Origin of the sequence: Streptomyces pyxinae (genome assembly GCF_024756275.1) — a bacterium.
Taxonomy (GTDB): Bacteria; Actinomycetota; Actinomycetes; order Streptomycetales; family Streptomycetaceae; genus Streptomyces; species Streptomyces pyxinae.
In genome coordinates, this window is record NZ_JANUGQ010000001.1 from 339,374 (window position 1) to 356,586 (window position 17,213).

Sequence of the window (17,213 nt, forward strand, 5' to 3'; positions counted from 1 at the left end):
TTCCGGAGCCCTGAAAGAGCTTGTGCCATCTTGGAGGTGAGGGTGTCCCAGATCGCTGGCGAGCCCGGGACCCAGGACTTCGTGGAAGTCCGGCTGCCCGCTGCGGGTGCCTACCTGTCCGTGTTGCGTACGGCCACGGCCGGTCTGGCGGCCCGGTTGGACTTCACCCTGGACGAGATCGAGGATCTGCGCATCGCGGTGGACGAGGCGTGCGCGATCCTCCTGCAGCAGGCCGTGCAGGGGTCGGTCCTCAGCTGTGTGTTCCGTCTGATCGACGACTCCCTGGAGGTCACGGTCTCGGCACCGACGACCGACGGCCGCGCGCCGGAGCGCGACACCTTCGCCTGGACGGTGCTGTCGGCACTGGCCGGTAAGGTCGACTCCTCCGTCGACGAGGACCGTACGGTCTCCATCAGCCTGTACAAACAGCGCGGCGCCGGTCCCGGCCCCGCGTGACGAACGGGGGAGGTCCGGTGCGGAACGAGGAGCGCGGCCCGGCCCGTGCGGCGTCGGGCATCCCGGAGCAGCAGGCACGGCCGCACCCGGTGGACGGCCTGGTCGGCGGAGGACCCGGCGGACTGACGGACGGACTGGCGGACGATCTGGTGGACGGCCTCGCGGACGGCCCCGCCGAGCCCCCGGCACGGGGCCCGGAGCGGGCCGGCACGAGGCGAGCGCGGGCGGAGCGGGCGGACCGGATGAGCGAGCAGCAGCGGGAAGAGCAGCGGCCACAGCACCAGCACGCCCCGCAGGACCGGAGCGGCGCACGGGCGATGTTCATCGAGCTGCGCTCCCTGCCGGACGACTCCACCGCCCGCGCCGAGCTGCGCAACCAGCTGGTACGGATGCATCTGCCGCTGGTGGAGCACCTGGCCCGGCGGTTCCGCAACCGGGGCGAGCCGCTGGACGACCTGACCCAGGTGGCCACCATCGGGCTGATCAAGTCGGTGGACCGGTTCGACCCCGAGCGCGGCGTCGAGTTCTCGACGTACGCGACACCGACGGTGGTGGGCGAGATCAAGCGCCACTTCCGGGACAAGGGCTGGGCGGTGCGGGTGCCGCGCCGGCTCCAGGAGCTGCGGCTCTCGCTCACCTCGGCGACGGCCGAGCTCTCCCAGCTGCACGGGCGTTCACCGACCGTTCACGAGCTGGCCGAGCGGCTGGCCATCTCCGAGGAGGAGGTCCTGGAGGGCCTGGAGTCGGCCAACGCCTACTCGACGCTCTCGCTGGACGTGCCGGACACCGACGACGAGTCGCCGGCGGTCGCGGACACCCTGGGCGCCGAGGACGAGGCGCTGGAGGGCGTGGAGTACCGGGAGTCGCTCAAGCCGCTCCTCGAAGGGCTGCCGCCGCGCGAGAAGCGGATCCTGCTGCTGCGGTTCTTCGGGAACATGACCCAGTCGCAGATCGCCCAGGAGGTCGGCATCTCGCAGATGCACGTCTCCCGGCTGCTGGCCCGCACCCTGGCCCAGCTCCGCGAGCGGCTGCTCGTGGAGGAGTGAGCGGGGCCGTACGGAATCCGGGGCAGCGGTACGAACCGGGCCCCGCACCGCTCCGGACCGGCGGGCTTCACCCCGGACGGGTCCGCCCCGGCGGTTCCGGCGCCCGCGTGCCGACCCGGGCCCCGTACGCCCCCGCTCGGCACGGGCCCGGTACGGACTCCGCACGGTCCGGGCTCTCGTACGACCCCGTACGACCCGGCCCCGTACGACCCGTTCACGGGCCGGTCCCCGGTGTCAGGCGCGGCGGCGGATGCCCAGGGCCTCGGCGGTCGCCGGGTGGAGCAGCAGCACCAGCCCGGTGACGGCGAGCGCGGCCAGGGCGATACCGCCCGGAATCGCCGCGCTCGTGGCCTGGAGCAGCGTCCAGGCGACCGGCAGCGCCATCAGCTGGGTGATGATCGCGGGGCCCCGGCTCCAGCTCCGGCGGCGCAGCAGCCCCCGGGCGGCGGCCAGCGGGATGAGTCCCAGGGCGATGAGCGTGACCCCGCCGGTGAGCGCCTGGGTGAGGTTGTCGGGCCTTCCCGTCACGCTGGTGATCAGCACATAGAGCCCGCCGACGATCAGCGCCAGGGCCTCCACGCCATTGACGGCGGCGGCGCCGGTGAGCCGCCGGGGGCGGTCGTGCGGCGGAGTCCCGGTCGGGGAGGCGTCCGGGGTACCGGGACCGGCGGCGCCGGCACCGGGGGCACGGGTGGCGTCCGGGGTGCCGGGGTCGGGGGTCTTGCGTTCGAGCCTGCTCACCCCTGCAGGGTAGCCGCCGGGCGGGCCGGGCCGACGGGCCCGGGGCGGGGTCCGGCCACCGGGCCGGGGCTGGGAGGAGTACCGCCCGGTAGGTAACCTGGCGGGCATGCGCGCGCTTCTCGTGGTCAATCCGGCAGCCACCACCACCAGTGCCCGCACCCGCGACGTCCTGATCCACGCGCTGGCCAGCGAGATGAAGCTCGACGCCGTGACGACCGAGTACCGGGGGCACGCCCGCGATCTGGCCCGGCGGGCGGCGGAGTCGGACGACATCGAGCTGGTCGTGGCGCTCGGCGGCGACGGCACGGTCAACGAGGTCGTCAACGGACTGCTCCACCACGGCCCCGACCCGGAGGGCCTGCCCCGGCTGGCGGTGGTGCCGGGCGGCTCCACCAATGTCTTCGCCCGCGCGCTGGGCCTGCCGAACGACGCGGTGGAGGCGACCGGGGCCATTCTGGACGCGCTGAGCACGAACAGTGACCGGACGATCGGTCTGGGCCTCGCCTCCGGGACCCCCGGGACCGAGGACAAGTCGGTGCCGGCCCGCTGGTTCACCTTCTGCGCCGGGTACGGCTTCGACGCCGGGGTGATCGGCCGGGTCGAGCAGCAGCGCGAGCGGGGGAAGCGGTCGACGCACTCCCTCTATGTCCGCCAAGTCGTCCGCCAGTTGCTGGACGAGCCGCACCGGCGGCACGGACGGATCACTCTGGAGCGGCCCGGCGACGACCCGGTCGAGGACCTCGTGGTGTCCATAGTCTGCAACACCGCCCCCTGGACCTATCTGGGGAACCGTCCGGTGTACGCCTCCCCCGGCGCCTCCTTCGACACGGCGCTGGACGTGCTCGGGCTGAGCCGGCTGTCCACCCCCGCCGTCGCCCGATATGCCACGCAACTCCTGATGTCCACCCCCGAGCGCGGACCCCAGGGCAAGCATGCGCTCACGCTCCATGATCAGACGGACTTCACCTTGCATTCAAAGGTGCCTCTGCCCTTCCAGATGGACGGAGACCATTTGGGAGTGCGTACCAGCGTGACGTTCACAGGCGTTCGCCGTGCACTGCGTGTGATTGTGTGAGTGGAAGAGGCGTTAGTCCTTTATCTCGAACGTATGGGCTGCCATCCACCCCATAGAAGTACGGCTGTGACCTACCCGACACCGAGGAATCAAAAAAAACTTTCCGGAAGGGGTTGTATCCGCAGCCGAGGTTTGCGAATCTCTACGTGGCGATCGGGACGGCCCGCAACACCGGCCTCCATGGATAGCCAGAACCCCTCCTCACTTCACGGACCACACCAGTTCTTCTGGCCGTCGGCCCTTCACGTGTTGGGGGATTCGTGAAAGCGTTCACATTCACAAGCACCGTGCAGCAACACCAAGGAGAGGTAGCAGCCATGGACTGGCGTCACAACGCCGTTTGTCGTGAGGAAGACCCCGAGCTGTTCTTCCCCATCGGCAACACCGGTCCTGCGCTGCTGCAGATCGAGGAAGCCAAGGCTGTCTGCCGGCGCTGCCCCGTCATGGAGCAGTGCCTGCAGTGGGCGCTCGAGTCCGGCCAGGACTCCGGCGTCTGGGGTGGCCTCAGCGAGGACGAGCGCCGCGCCATGAAGCGCCGCGCCGCTCGCAACCGGGCGCGCAACGCCAGCGCCTGAGCGACGCCACCGCGACGAGCCTCGGCCCCGGCGGCGTGTGCAGTGCGCACACAATGACCCGCTCCCCGAGCCGCAGCGCGCAGCAGTAACCCACAAGCGTTCGAGCCCCGGACCGTCTTCACGGTCCGGGGCTCGCTGCTGTGCGCGTCGGATACGGCGGGGGGTGGCGTCCGAGGGGAGGCTTCGGGCGGCCGGGGAAGCCACCGGAGGCCGTCGGAGGCCGCGGGGCTCGCTCGTGGTCGCCGGTACCCGCCGGAGGCCGTCGCCGCCGACGGCTGCGCACCCGAGGTCATCGAACGCCCGGCCGTCAACTTCCGCGCCTCACGGGAGGGTTGCTCTGCTGAGAGCCGGTCCGCTCGGCTGATCGGCGGACCATCCCGGGAGATGCGTACCGCCGTACAACCGCTCCACCCTTCACCCACTCGGGTGAGAACGAGCCCCGGCGGGCACCGGCCGGCGGCGGTCCGCCACGACCGGGGTCACTTCTGGGAGCGCACGGGGATGTCCAGCACCACCCGGGTGCCGCGCTCCGGGGCCGGGCGCATGTCGAAGGTGCCACCCAACTCGCCCTCCACCAGGGTGCGGACGATCTGGAGGCCGAGGTTCCCGGCGCGCTGCGGGTCGAAGCCCTCGGGCAGTCCCCGGCCGTCGTCCTGCACGGTGATCAACAGCCGGGCGTCGGCGGAGCGGGCGTCGCCCCGGACCGCCGACACCTCGACGGCGCCCTGCTCGCCGGGGGCGAAGGCGTGCTCCAGGGCGTTCTGCAGCACCTCGGTGAGCACCATCGAGAGCGGGGTGGCGACTTCCGCGTCGAGAATGCCGAAGCGGCCGTTGCGACGGCAGGCGACCTTGCCGGGCGAGATCTCCGCGACCATGGCGATGACCCGGTCGGCGATCTCGTCGAACTCCACCCGCTCGTCCAGGTTCTGGGAGAGCGTCTCGTGCACGATCGCGATGGAACCCACCCGGCGCACCGCCTCGTCGAGCGCCTCCCGGCCCCGGACCGAGTCCATCCGCCGGGCCTGGAGACGGAGCAGGGCGGCCACCGTCTGGAGGTTGTTCTTCACCCGGTGGTGGATCTCCCGGATGGTGGCGTCCTTGGTGATCAACTCGCGCTCGCGGCGGCGCAGTTCGGTGACGTCCCGGAGCAGCACCAGGGAACCGATCCGGCTGCCCTTGGGCTTCAGCGGGATGGCCCGCAGCTGGATGACCCCGCCGTTGCCCTCCACCTCGGCCTCGCGCGGGGCATAGCCGCTGGCCAGCTTGACCAGGGCCTCGTCCACCGGCCCCCGGGACGGGGCGAGGTCGGCGGTGATCTGGCCGAGGTGCTGGCCGACCAGGTCGGTGGCGAGACCGAGACGGTGGTACGCGGAGAGGGCGTTGGGCGAGGCGTACTGGACCACCCCGTCCGCGTCCAGCCGGATCAGCCCGTCACCGGCCCGGGGCGAGGCGTCCATGTCGACCTGCTGACCGGGGAAGGGGAACGTTCCGGCAGCGATCATCTGGGCCAGGTCGGAGGCCGACTGGAGGTAGGTGAGCTCCAGCCGGGAGGGGGTCCGCACGGTGAGCAGATTGGTGTTGCGGGCGATCACCCCGAGCACCCGGCCCTCCCGGCGGACCGGAATGGACTCGACCCGGACCGGGACCTCCTCCCGCCACTCCGGGTCGCCCTCCCGCACGATCCGGCCCTCGTCCAGCGCCGCGTCCAGCAGCGGACGCCGGCCGCGCGGCACCAGGTGGCCGACCATGTCGTCCTGGTAGGAGGTGGGGCCGGTGTTGGGCCGCATCTGGGCGACGGAGACGTACCGGGTGCCGTCGCTGGTGGGGACCCAGAGCACCAGATCCGCGAAGGAGAGGTCGGAGAGCAGCTGCCACTCCGAGACCAGCAGGTGCAGCCATTCGAGGTCGGACTCACCGAGGGCGGTGTGCTGGCGTACGAGGTCGTTCATGGAGGGCACGGGTGCGAGGGTACCGGGGGGACGGAGCCTGGCGCGGAGGCGGTCCATGCGGGAGGATGGGGCCGGCACACCGTCCCGCGACACCCGGCACCCCGGGGGTGCGGCACCCGCGCGGGACGTGGACAGGCCGAATGGTCTAGTCCACAATGACTACTGGTCCACCATGACGACAGCTTGCCCGGTTCCGGGACCGCCCGGACCGGTTCGGACTTCCGCCCTCCCCGCACAGGAGGGTGGAGCCCTCCGCGAGGAGGGTGCCCGAGGGAGCGGCGCTCTCTGCCCTGACCGCGCCCGCCCCTCACCTCGGCCGGGGGACCGCACACCCCGCCGGCCGGGCAGCTCCGGGCTGCGGTGCCGGACGGGTTGAGGGTCCCGTCCCGGCGCCGCGGCCCGCGGGTACTTCCGGTGTCGCGGGTGCTCCGAGTGCGGAGCCCGTCCCCCGTCAGGGCCAGGCGAGCATCGCGGTGGCGGCCACCGCCTCCAGTTCCTCCCGCCCCGCCCCGTCGCGGGCCTGCTGGGACATGCCCTGGAGCACCGCCCCGCAGAACCGGGCCAGCGCCCCCGCGTCGGTCCCGGCCGGGAGCCGGCCGGCCGCGACATCGGCCCGGATCAGCCGGGCGAAGCCCGCGATATTGGTCTCCCGCCGCTCCCGCAGCTCCTCGGCCACCCCGGGGGTGGAACAGTTGGCCGCCGCGGAGATCATCAGACAGCCGCGCGGGCGGTCCGGGGCGGTGAACTCCGCCGCCGCCTCCCGCAGCATCCGGCCCAGGCCCGCCCGGGCGGTCGGCTCCTCGGCCAGAGCGCGCACGGCGTAGCCGCCGTACTCCGTCGCGTACGCCGCCACGACCTCCAGGAACAGCGTCCTCTTGTCCCCGAAGGCCGCGTAGAGACTCGGCGCCCCGATGCCCATGGCCCGGGTCAGGTCCGCGATGGAGGTGGTCTCGTACCCCTGCTCCCAGAAGACCGTGGTGGCCCGCTCCAGGGCCGCGTCCCGGTCGAAGGAGCGAGGCCGTCCGCGCTGTCCGGTGGTCGCCATGCGGGGATTCTATAGCGGGTGTTAGGGAATATCGCCGCGCCCGTCCCGCCCGAGGACCTCGGGCGAGGACCCCGGGCCCAGATGTGCGCCGGGCCACCCGGTTCCACGATGGAGGCAGGAGGGATGGCGGCCCCGCGAAGCCACCGCGCGGGCCGGACGGCCCCGAACCGGGCGGACCCGGGCCCGGAAGGACCCCGAGCCGGGCGGACCCGGGCCCGGGACGACCCCGAAACCGGCGTGCCAGGAGCCGTACGGGCCCGAACCGGGACGGGCCCGACACCGGGACGGGCCCGACACCGGGACGGGCCCGACACCGGGACGGGCCCGACACCGGGACGGACCCGACACCGGGACGGACCTGGCCCGGACGGACCCGGGACGGACCCCGGACGGACCCGGGACGACCCCGGCCGACCCGCGTGAACCGGCCCGCGCGAGCTCTCCGCCCCCGGGACCCCTTCTGCTAGATTGGTCTATACCACTTTGAACAGCGCACGGACATCCCCGTAGACCACTCAAGATCGGCAGGCTCAGCGTGGAAGTTGTCATCGTCCAGGACGCGGCGGCGGGCGGCGAACTCATCGCGGAGGGCATCGCCGCCCTGCTGCGCCGCAAGCCCGACGCCCTGCTCGGCGTGGCCACCGGCTCGACCCCGCTGCCCATCTACGACGCGCTGACCGCCAAGGTCCGGTCCGGCGCGGTGGACGCCGCGCGCGCCCGCATCGCCCAGCTGGACGAGTACGTCGGCCTGCCCGTCGGGCACCCGGAGTCGTACCGCTCGACCGTGCTGCGCCAGGTGGTCGAGCCGCTGGGGCTGGACGCCGGGGCCTTCATGGGCCCGGACGGCTCCGCCGAGGACGTCCAGGCGGCGTGCGAGGCGTACGACCGGGCCCTCGTCGAGGCGGGCGGGGTGGACCTCCAGATCCTCGGCATAGGCACCGACGGGCACATCGGCTTCAACGAGCCCTGCTCCTCGCTGGCCTCGCGCACCCGGATCAAGACCCTCACCGAGCAGACCCGCGTCGACAACGCCCGGTTCTTCGAGGACGACATCGACCAGGTGCCGCACCATGTCATCACCCAGGGCATCGGCACCATCCTGGAGGCCCGTCACCTGGTGCTGCTCGCCACCGGCGAGGGCAAGGCGGAGGCGGTGGCCCAGGCGGTGGAGGGCCCGGTCGCGGCCCTGGTGCCGGCCTCCGCGCTCCAGCTCCACCCGCACGCCACGGTGGTGGTGGACGAGGCGGCGGCCACCAAGCTGAAGCTCGCGGACTACTTCCGCCACACCTACGCGCACAAGCCCGCCTGGCAGGGGCTGTAACACCTCGGGTGGGGTGCCCGGACGCGGGAGAGGGGCCGGTTCCTCACGGGAACCGGCCCCTCTCCGCTCCTCCTCACACAGTGGCTTCTCGGTGGCGGCGCGGGACGGGTTCAGCCCGCCGCGCCCACCAGCACCTCGGCGGCGGCCAGACCGCACACCCGGGCCGCGCCGCGCGTCGCGATGTGCGGCGACCCGGCCGGCGGCGCCTGGTCGACGCCCATCTCCACCACGGCCGTGTCGGGGCGGGCCGTCAGCACGGCGTCCAGCAGCTCGCCCATCCACGGGTGCCGGTGGGCGTCCCGGACCACGGCGACGATCCGCCGCTCCCCCGCGTCCCGCAGCACCTCGTCCGCCCCGGACCCGGCGCCGTACGTCGCGGTGCCGGTGCCGGGCAGCAGCCGGGCCAGCTCGGCGCCGACGCCCCACGGGGTCTCGTCGCCCACCGCGATGTTGGAGGCCGAGACGAGCGCGGCCACATGGGCGGGGCCGGTGAGCGGCCGGCGCTCGCCGGTCACCCGTACCGCCCGCCGCGCGGCTACCAGCCCGATGCCGGGCGCGTCCGGGCGGGCCGTGTCCGCGGAGCCGGTCTCCGCCGTAGCCGTCACCGCTGTCGCTGTCGCTGTCGCTGTCGCTGTCGCTGTCGCTGTCGCTGTCGCCGGGAACTCCCCCGTGGGAGTGAGGGTGACGGTCTCCCGGGTGACGGGCCGTCCGGTGCCGTCGGGCGGGCCCTCCCCGGGCGGCCGACCGGTGCCGTCGGCGGGGCTCTGCCCGACCGGTCGGCCGGGCTCCCGCGGGGACTCCTCCCCCGGGCGCCGTCCGGTGCCGGGCGCGGTCCCCTCCTGTGCTGCCGCGCCCGGCTCCGCGGCCCCCCTGCCCCGGTGAGCGCCGGTCCAGGCGGCCAGGGCGCGTACCCGCGCCGCCGCGTCGGCCAGTCGCTCCTCGGGCAGTTCACCGCTCCGTACCGCGTCCACCAGCGCGTCGCGCAGCCGCAGTACGGTCCCCTCGTCGCACAGGCCGCCGCCGACACAGATGGCGTCGGCGCCCGCCGCGATCGCGAGGACGGAGCCGCGCTCGATTCCGTACGCCCCGGCCACGGCCCGCATTTCCACCGCGTCGGTGACGATCAGGCCCTCGTAGCCCAACTCCTGGCGGAGCAGGCCGGTGAGGACGCGCGGGCTCAGGGTGGCCGGACGTTCGGGGTCGAGCGCGGGGAGCAGGATATGCGCGCTCATCATCGATTGGGAACCCGCCGCGATGGCCGCCCGGAAAGGCACCAGCTCACGGGCGCGCAGTGTGGCGAGGTCCACATCGATCCGGGGCATGGCGTGGTGCGAGTCGATGGCGGTGTCGCCGTGGCCGGGGAAGTGCTTGACGCAGGCGGCGACCCCGGCGGCCTGCATCCCCTCGACGTACGCGACGGTGTGGCGGGCCACCAGTTCCGGGTCGGCGCCGAAGGAACGGACGCCGATGACCGGGTTGCCCGGGTCGGAGTTGACGTCGGCGGAGGGCGCCCAGTTGAGGTCCACCCCGCAGTCGGCCAGCCGGCGGCCGAGGTCGTGGGCGACCGCCCGGGTGAGCGCGGGGTCGTCCACGGCGCCGAGCGCGTAGGCGCCCGGGTACGAGGAGCCGGTGCGCACCTCGAGACGGGTGACGTCACCGCCCTCCTCGTCGATGGCGATCAGCACGTCCTCCCGCTCGGCGCGCAGCCGGGCGGTGAGGGCGGCGACCTGTTCGGCGGCGACCACGTTCCGGCCGAACAGGCCCACGGCGGAGAGCCCCTCGGCCACCCGGCGGAGCAGCCAGTCCGGCGGGGTGGTGCCGGCGAAGCCGGGCTGCAGAACGGTGAGGGCGTCCCGGGTCAGGGTGCCGGACGTGCCTTGGGTGAGCGTCGTCATGCGGGCGTCATCCCTTCACCGCGCCGGCCGTCAGACCGGCGGCCATCTTGCGCTGGACGAGGAGGAACAGGACCACGATGGGAACCGCCATCAGAGTGGCACCGGCCATCATGGGCGCGTACTCGGTGCCGTGCTTGGTGGTGAAGTTGCCCAGCCAGACGGTGGCCGTCTGGTTCTGCTGGCTCATCAGCATCAGGGCGTAGAGGTACTCGTTCCACGCCTGGATGAAGCCGTAGACCGAGGTGGCCACCATGCCGGGGGCGAGCAGCGGGAACACCACCCGGAGGAAGGCGCCGGTGCGGGTGCAGCCGTCGACCATGGCCGCCTCCTCCAGCTCCTTGGGGATGTTCACGATGAAACCGCGCAGGGTCCACACCGTGAAGGGGAGGATGAAGGTCAGATAGGTGATGATCAGGCCGGTGAGCTTGTCGTACTGCCCCAGGTCGTTGAGGAGCAGGAAGACCGGGATGATCATGGCGACCAGCGGCACCATCTGGACCGCCAGGATGCCGACGATGACGACCTTCCGGCCCCGGAAGGCGAACCGGGAGATGGCGAGCGCGGCCAGCATCCCGACCACGATTCCGATGACCACGACCACCAGCGAGACGATCAGGCTGCGCCCGACCGGGCCCCAGAAGTCGGCCACCTGGAAGGCGCGGTCGAAGTTCTCCAGCGTGAAGACCCGGGGGAAGAAGTGCGGGTCCGGGTCGATGGCGTCCTTGGCGGGCTTGAACGCCGTGTTGAGCATCCAGTAGACCGGGAAGCCCGCGACGGCGAAGACCAGCAGCCCGAGGAGATTCCAGCCCCAGCGGCCGCGCCGGGGCCCCTCCTCACGGGTCCGGCGGGCGAACCGGGGCCGGCGGGCGGCGGCCGGGGTGGTGGCCCCGGCGGTCGCGGCGCCCGGGGGCGAACCGGGGCCGCCGGGCGGCGCGGCGGCGGGCGGGGCGGCGGGCACGGTCACTCCACCTCTCCGATCTTGAGCATCTGGCGCATGTACACGGCGACCACGCCGAGCAGCAGAAGGACGGTGACCAGGGCGATGGCGGAGCCGCCGCCGTAGTCGTTGACGACGAACGCCTTGTCGTACGAGTACGTGGTGAGCAGCTGGAACTCGGCCTCCGGATGGCCGTTGCGCATCACGAAGACCTGCGGGAAGACACCCATGTCCCAGATGACCGAGAGGGTCGTCAGCATCACGATGACCGGCTTGAGGATCGGCAGGGTGACGTACCGGAAGACCCCCCAGGCGCCGGCGCCGTCCAGCCGGGCGGCCTCCTCCAGCTCCTTGGGTACCTGGGTGAGCCCGGCGCTGAGGGTGATGACCACGAACGGCACCGCGCCCCAGACCACCAGGAGCATGATCACCGCGAGCCCCTGCGGGCCGCTGGCGAACCAGTTGTGGCCCACCATGTCCACACCCGGGAGCCGGCTGAGCAGCCAGTTGAGGACGCCGTAGTCGGAGTCGAAGAGCCACTTGAAGATGGCGGTGGCGACGACGATCGGCATCCCCCAGCTGGCGATCAGGGCCACGTTGACCAGCGCCTTGACCCAGCCGGAGACCCGCTGGAGCAGCAGCGCGATCAGCATGCCGAGGACCATGGTGAGGATCACCGCGCCGCCCGCGAAGACGACGGTCCGCAGCACCACGGCCCAGAACTCGGCGTCCCCCAGGATCTTGGTGAAGTTGGCGAGGCCGACCGACTCGGGGTCCTGGAAGCCCCACAGCTGCGGCTGGCCGAACTTCTGGAAGGAGAGGGTGACCAGCCGCACCAGCGGATAGCCGAGGACCAGGACGAGGACGATCAGGCAGGGCGCGAGGAGCAGCCAGGGTGCTCCCGCCCCGCCGCCCGGCCGGGTTCTCCCGGGTGCCCCGGGGCCGGAGCCGCGCGGTGCGCTCTCCGGGGCCGTCGACGGCCGCGTGGGCGGCACCTTGGCGGTGGTTGTGTCTGCGGCGCTCATCGCGTGCTCCTCAGCGGTCCCTCTTCTCGTACGGGCGGCAGGGCCCCGTCGCGGACGGTCGCACACGTCACGGACGGGGCCCTGCCGTCGGGGGTCACTTGGTGTTGATGACCTTGTCGATGGCGGCGTCCGCCTCCTTGGCGGCGTCCGCGACCGACTTCTTGCCGGTGCCGATCTGCTGGAGCATGGTCTTGAGCGTCTGCGCCTTCTCGACCTGACCCCAGCCGGGAGCCATCGGGACGAACCAGTTGGACTCGGCGGCGGTGGCCGGGACGACCGTCTTCGGGTCGTTCTTCAGGGTCGCCAGGTCGGTCTTGTTGTTGGGCAGGTTGCCCTTGGCGAGCAGCCCCTTCTGGCCCTTGGCGCCGGTGAAGGCGTTGATCCACTCGGCGGCGGCGTCCTGCGCCCGGGACTTGACCGGGACGGCCAGGTCGGAGCCGCCCAGGAAGACCGGGAGCGGCTTGCCGGACGGGCCGGGCATGACGAAGTTCTCCAGCTTCTGCGCCAGCCCGCCGACCTTGTCGTTCTTCGGGTCGGCGGCGGTGCCGCCCTCCCAGGCCGCGCTGAAGATGGTGGCGGACTTGCCCTGGCCGAAGACGACCGGGCGGTCGGCCTCGTCCTTGGTCTTGTCGCCGTGCATGTAGCTGTCGACGATCTTCTTGTACGCGTCGAGCCCCTTCTGGGACTCGGGCGAGGACAGGTTCGCCTTCCAGGTGTCGCCGTCCTTCTTGGCGATGGAGCCGCCGGCGTCGTAGACGAAGGACATCGCGGCGTACCAGTCCGGCGAGGGCTGGTACCAGGCGCTGAAGCCGGCGCCCTTCTTCTGCTGGATCTTGTCCAGGGCGGCGGTCAGCTCGGCGTACGTCCTGGGCGCGGCCTTGACGCCGACCTCGGCGGCGATGTCCTTGCGCCAGGTGCCCACCCGGCCGCCCGCGTAATAGGGGACGCCATAGGTCTTGCCCTCGTAGGTGACCGACTCCTTGAGGCCGTCCAGCCACTGGTCGGACTGCTCGAACTTCTTCGGGTCAACCGGGGCGAAGGCGCCCTTCACCATGTAGCCGAGCATCTCGGTGTTGCCCATCTCCACCACGTCCGGGGACTTGTCGGTAGCGAGGACGGCGTCGAGCTTGGTGTTCTTGTCGGGCCAGCCGTAGTACTCGTGCTTGACGGTGAGGCCCGGGTGCTTCGCGGTGACCGCGGCGTCGGCCGCCTTGACCAGGTCGGGCCAGTTGTTCTGCGCGTCGACCGTCAGCCAGACCGTCAGTTCCTTGGCCTCGCCGCCGGTGGAGCCCCCGTCGCCGGAGCCGCACGCCGCGACACCGACCATCATGCCCGCGACACCGATCGCCGCGATGAGCTTGCGCTTCACGCCACCCTCCTCAGGGCTGTCCGCAACCCCCCTGCGCCCACCGCGAAGCCATACCCGTACGACTGGTCGTGCTCGTGGGACGTGGGACTGGAAACCGGTCTTTAATGGTTTAGACCAGTAACCCGGAGCTTGGCCTAGACCTTTAGGGGTGTCAAGGGTGTATAAGAAGGGCAGTGGGCTCCGTTACCGGACCGACACCTGTGGCGGGACGACCACCCGTGACCGGTCCGTGTCACCATGTGAGCCCGTTCGGACCACCGGTGCGGATCCGGCTGATCAGGCCACCGGTCCGGCCGATCGGACCGAGCAGGCCGGTCAGGCGGGCCAGGCCGGTCGGGCCGCCGGAAGCGGTCCGGCCGTCGCCGGTCCGGACCGGCGACCGTACGGCCGTCGGCCCGGACCCCGTGGCCGGGCCGGAGGGGCCGGCCGGCGGCCGGTTTCCGGCCCGAGGGGCCGGGCACCGGGTGGCGGGACCGGACACCGGGGACATCATCGGGCGGTGAGCCCGGGCATCATCGGCCGACAAGGCCCGAGCGGAACGGCCGGACAGGCCCAGGGACGGAGGAGCCGGTGACGGCAGGCAGTGCGGGAGTCGGGCCGGTGACGGCGGCGGCACAGGAGTCGGCACAGGAGCGGGAAGGGCGGACCATGGCCACGGACGGGGGCGGCGACGGCGCCGAGGGCGGCGGGACGGCCGTGCGCACCGCGCGGGTGCCCAAGTACTACCGGCTGAAGCGGCATCTGCTCGACATGACCGAGACCCTCCCGCCCGGCACCCCCGTACCGCCCGAGCGCACCCTCGCCGCCGAGTTCGACACCTCCCGCACCACCGTGCGCCAGGCGCTCCAGGAACTGGTGGTGGAGGGCCGGCTGGAGCGCATCCAGGGCAAGGGCACCTTCGTCGCCAAGCCCAAGGTCTCCCAGGCGCTCCAGCTCACCTCGTACACCGAGGACATGCGCGCCCAGGGACTCGAACCCACCTCGCAGTTGCTGGACATCGGCTACGTCACGGCCGACGACACCCTCGCCGGGCTGCTGGACATCTCCCCCGGCGGCCGGGTCCTGCGCATCGAACGGCTGCGGCTGGCCAGCGGCGAGCCGATGGCCATCGAGACCACCCATCTCTCGGCCAAGCGGTTCCCGGCGCTGCGCCGCTCGCTGGTCAAGTACACCTCGCTCTACACCGCGCTGGCCGAGGTCTACGACGTCCATCTGGCCGAGGCGGAGGAGACCATCGAGACCTCGCTCGCCACCCCGCGCGAGGCCGGACTGCTGGGCACCGACACCGGTCTGCCGATGCTGCTGCTCTCCCGGCACTCCCTGGACCGGGACGGCGAGCCGGTGGAGTGGGTCCGCTCGGTCTACCGGGGCGACCGCTACAAGTTCGTCGCCCGGCTCCGGCGCCCGGCCGACTGACCGGCCGGCCCGACCCGACCGGGGCCGGTCCGGCCGACCCGTGGGTGGCCGGCCTGCCCGACCGGCCGATCTGCCCCGCGGCCCGACCGGGGGCCGGGGTGCCCGACCGCTCCGGCCCCGACCGGCTGCCGGTTGCCCGGCCGGCGGCCCTCCCTCCCGTACGGACCCCGGCACACGTCCCGGGCGCGAGGGCCCGGGAGCGGGTCACCGGACCGAGACCTGTCCGGTATGCGGATAGGGGTTCCCTGGCGCGGAACCGTCCCCTAGATTTCCTGCCCATTACGCGTGTGATCGCGGGTGACCGGCGAGGGGACGGAGCCACGGCATGTCACAGCACCATCAGCGGGACGCGGCGGACGGCGGAGCGGCGGCTGGGACGGGCGGGACGGGGAGCGCGGCACCACCGGGCGCACCACCAGGCGCAGCGCCGGTGGTGACACCGGTACGGGTGGTGATCGCGCTCTGCCTGGCCGCGCCCTTCGTGGCGATGCTCTGGGTGGGCTCGTACGCCAAGGCCGATCCGGCCTTCGCCGGTATCCCGTTCTTCTACTGGTACCAGATGCTCTGGGTGCTGGTCTCGACCGCGCTCACCGCGCTCGCGTACCGGCTCTGGCAGCGTGACCAGCGAGTGCGCCGGGGCGGTGGGGCGAAGTGAGGGACGGCGTGAACGGCGTGGCGCTCGCCGTCTTCATCTTCTTCTTCCTGGCCGTCACGGTGATGGGCTTCCTCGCCGCCCGCTGGCGGCGCGCCGAGAACGAGCACAGCCTGGACGAATGGGGGCTCGGCGGGCGCTCGTTCGGCACCTGGGTCACCTGGTTCCTGCTCGGCGGCGACCTCTACACGGCGTACACCTTCGTCGCCGTACCGGCGGCCATCTACGCGGCGGGCTCGGCCGGCTTCTTCGCCGTGCCGTACACCATCCTGGTCTACCCGCTGATCTTCACCTTCCTGCCCCGCCTCTGGTCGGTGTCGCACCGCCACGGGTACGTCACCACCTCCGACTTCGTCCGGGGCCGGTTCGGCTCCCGGGGGCTGTCGCTGGCGGTCGCGCTCACCGGGCTGCTCGCCACCATGCCGTACATCGCCCTCCAGCTCGTCGGCATCCAGGCGGTGCTGGACGTGATGGGCGTGGGCGGCGGCGAGACCACCCACTGGTTCGTCAAGGACCTGCCGCTGCTGATCGCCTTCGGCGTGCTCGCCGCGTACACCTACTCCTCGGGGCTGCGCGCCCCGGCGCTGATCGCCTTCGTCAAGGACACGCTCATCTATGTGGTGATCGCGGTCGCGATCATCTACATCCCGATCAAACTGGGCGGCTTCGGCGCCATCTTCGACGCGGCGGGTGATGCCTTCGCACAGGTGAACCCGGCCACCGGGAAGCCGCGCGGATCCCTGGTGCCGGGCGAGATGGGCCAGTGGGGATACGCCACCCTGGCGCTCGGCTCGGCGCTGGCGCTGTTCATGTATCCGCACTCGATCACGGCCACCCTCTCCTCCCGCAGCCGGGAGGTGATCCGCCGCAACACCACCATTCTGCCGCTCTACTCGCTGATGCTGGGCCTGCTGGCGGTGCTCGGCTTCATGGCCATCGCCGCCGGGATCAAGGTGAAGAACACCCAGCTGGCCATCCCGCAGCTCTTCGAGGACATGTTCCCGGACTGGTTCGCGGGGGTGGCGTTCGCGGCCATCGGCATCGGGGCGCTGGTCCCGGCGGCCATCATGTCCATCGCCGCCGCCAATCTCTTCACCCGGAACATCTACAAGGACTTCCTGAAGCCGGACGCCACCCCGGAGCAGGAGACCAAGGTGTCCAAGCTGGTGTCGCTGCTGGTCAAGGTGGGCGCGCTGATCTTCGTACTGACCATGGACAAGACCGTCGCCATCAACTTCCAGCTGCTCGGCGGGATCTGGATCCTCCAGACCTTCCCGGCCCTGGTCGGCGGCCTGTTCACCCGCTGGTTCCACCGCTGGGCGCTGCTCGCCGGCTGGGCGGTCGGCATGGTCTACGGCACCGCGGCGGCGTACGGGGTGGCCTCCCCGACCCAGAAGCACTTCGGCGGCTCGTCGGCGGAGATCCCGGGCATCGGCGAGATCGGCTACATCGGGCTCACCGCCTTTGTGCTCAACGCGCTGGTCACCGTGGTCCTGACCGTGGTGCTGAAGGCGGCCGGGGCGCCGGACGGGGTGGACGAGACCTCGCCGTCCGACTACACCGCCGACGCGGGTGACCCGGGCGTCCGCACCGAGCTGCCCAAGGTCACCGAGGGCGCCGGCCACTGAGCCGCTCCCCCGGGCCCCGGGCCGTCGCCCCCTCCGCCGCCGAGCCGGTACGGGGAGGGGTGACGGCCCGTCGCCGTGTCCCG

General features: G+C 72.3%; 15 protein-coding genes. 8 read left to right on the forward strand and 7 right to left on the reverse strand.

All coding sequences use genetic code 11. The features are described 5' to 3' along the window. The first annotated feature begins 42 nt into the window (after positions 1 to 42). Positions 43 to 456: an ATP-binding protein gene (locus NX801_RS01405; RefSeq protein ID WP_258784864.1), complete on the forward strand. Its 414-nt coding sequence runs from the start codon at positions 43 to 45 to the stop codon at positions 454 to 456. Between the two features lie 17 nt (positions 457 to 473). Next, positions 474 to 1,502, forward strand: coding sequence for an RNA polymerase sigma factor SigF (locus NX801_RS01410; protein WP_258784865.1), 1,029 nt, complete (start codon positions 474 to 476; stop codon positions 1,500 to 1,502). Positions 1,503 to 1,736: 234 nt separating this feature from the next. Here NX801_RS01410 and NX801_RS01415 read toward each other — a convergent pair whose 3' ends face one another. After that, positions 1,737 to 2,243: a hypothetical protein gene (locus NX801_RS01415; RefSeq protein ID WP_258784866.1), complete on the reverse strand. Its 507-nt coding sequence runs from the start codon at positions 2,241 to 2,243 to the stop codon at positions 1,737 to 1,739. A gap of 106 nt (positions 2,244 to 2,349) precedes the next feature. Here NX801_RS01415 and NX801_RS01420 point away from each other — a divergent pair, with 106 nt between their 5' ends. Together NX801_RS01420 and NX801_RS01425 are read left to right on the forward strand one after the other, a co-directional pair. Continuing rightward, positions 2,350 to 3,318 carry a diacylglycerol/lipid kinase family protein gene (locus tag NX801_RS01420; RefSeq protein ID WP_258784867.1) on the forward strand — a complete coding sequence of 323 codons (969 nt, stop codon included), beginning with the start codon at positions 2,350 to 2,352 and terminating at the stop codon, positions 3,316 to 3,318. A 317-nt stretch (positions 3,319 to 3,635) separates the two neighbouring features. Continuing rightward, positions 3,636 to 3,893, forward strand: coding sequence for a WhiB family transcriptional regulator (locus NX801_RS01425; protein WP_003953983.1), 258 nt, complete (start codon positions 3,636 to 3,638; stop codon positions 3,891 to 3,893). Between the two features lie 479 nt (positions 3,894 to 4,372). Here NX801_RS01425 and NX801_RS01430 read toward each other — a convergent pair whose 3' ends face one another. Both NX801_RS01430 and NX801_RS01435 read right to left on the reverse strand, forming a co-directional pair. Next, on the reverse strand, positions 4,373 to 5,842 hold the full coding sequence (locus NX801_RS01430; RefSeq protein WP_258785207.1) for a sensor histidine kinase: 1,470 nt from the start codon (positions 5,840 to 5,842) through the stop codon (positions 4,373 to 4,375). A 451-nt stretch (positions 5,843 to 6,293) separates the two neighbouring features. Further along, positions 6,294 to 6,887 carry a TetR/AcrR family transcriptional regulator gene (locus NX801_RS01435; RefSeq protein WP_258784868.1) on the reverse strand — a complete coding sequence of 198 codons (594 nt, stop codon included), beginning with the start codon at positions 6,885 to 6,887 and terminating at the stop codon, positions 6,294 to 6,296. A 535-nt stretch (positions 6,888 to 7,422) separates the two neighbouring features. On the opposite strand from NX801_RS01435, the gene nagB reads away from it, so the two are divergent. After that, positions 7,423 to 8,208, forward strand: a complete 786-nt coding sequence (gene nagB / locus NX801_RS01440) for a glucosamine-6-phosphate deaminase (protein ID WP_258784869.1) — start codon at positions 7,423 to 7,425, stop codon at positions 8,206 to 8,208. Between the two features lie 110 nt (positions 8,209 to 8,318). On the opposite strand, the gene NX801_RS01445 is transcribed toward nagB, so the two are convergent. The 4 genes from NX801_RS01445 to NX801_RS01460 form a co-directional block, all read right to left on the reverse strand. Then, a complete protein-coding gene (locus NX801_RS01445) occupies positions 8,319 to 10,103 on the reverse strand; it encodes a glycoside hydrolase family 3 protein (RefSeq protein WP_258784870.1) in 1,785 nt (594 codons plus the stop codon). 7 nt (positions 10,104 to 10,110) lie between these two features. Continuing rightward, the gene (locus NX801_RS01450) at positions 10,111 to 10,893 is read right to left on the reverse strand and encodes a carbohydrate ABC transporter permease (RefSeq protein WP_258785208.1); all 783 of its coding nucleotides are present in this window, start codon (positions 10,891 to 10,893) and stop codon (positions 10,111 to 10,113) included. Positions 10,894 to 11,063: 170 nt separating this feature from the next. Beyond that, complete coding sequence (locus NX801_RS01455; RefSeq protein ID WP_258784871.1) at positions 11,064 to 12,065, reverse strand: carbohydrate ABC transporter permease; 1,002 nt, start codon at positions 12,063 to 12,065, stop codon at positions 11,064 to 11,066. A 94-nt stretch (positions 12,066 to 12,159) separates the two neighbouring features. Further along, complete coding sequence (locus NX801_RS01460; protein ID WP_258784872.1) at positions 12,160 to 13,434, reverse strand: extracellular solute-binding protein; 1,275 nt, start codon at positions 13,432 to 13,434, stop codon at positions 12,160 to 12,162. A gap of 648 nt (positions 13,435 to 14,082) precedes the next feature. Here NX801_RS01460 and NX801_RS01465 point away from each other — a divergent pair. From NX801_RS01465 to mctP, 3 genes are all read left to right on the forward strand, one after another. Next, positions 14,083 to 14,850, forward strand: coding sequence for a GntR family transcriptional regulator (locus NX801_RS01465; RefSeq protein ID WP_258785210.1), 768 nt, complete (start codon positions 14,083 to 14,085; stop codon positions 14,848 to 14,850). A gap of 430 nt (positions 14,851 to 15,280) precedes the next feature. Further along, positions 15,281 to 15,505 carry a DUF3311 domain-containing protein gene (locus NX801_RS01470; protein WP_258785212.1) on the forward strand — a complete coding sequence of 75 codons (225 nt, stop codon included), beginning with the start codon at positions 15,281 to 15,283 and terminating at the stop codon, positions 15,503 to 15,505. Continuing rightward, on the forward strand, positions 15,502 to 17,130 hold the full coding sequence (gene mctP / locus NX801_RS01475) for a monocarboxylate uptake permease MctP (protein WP_258784873.1): 1,629 nt from the start codon (positions 15,502 to 15,504) through the stop codon (positions 17,128 to 17,130). Before NX801_RS01470 ends, mctP begins: the two co-directional genes overlap by 4 nt. Positions 17,131 to 17,213 lie beyond the last annotated feature (83 nt).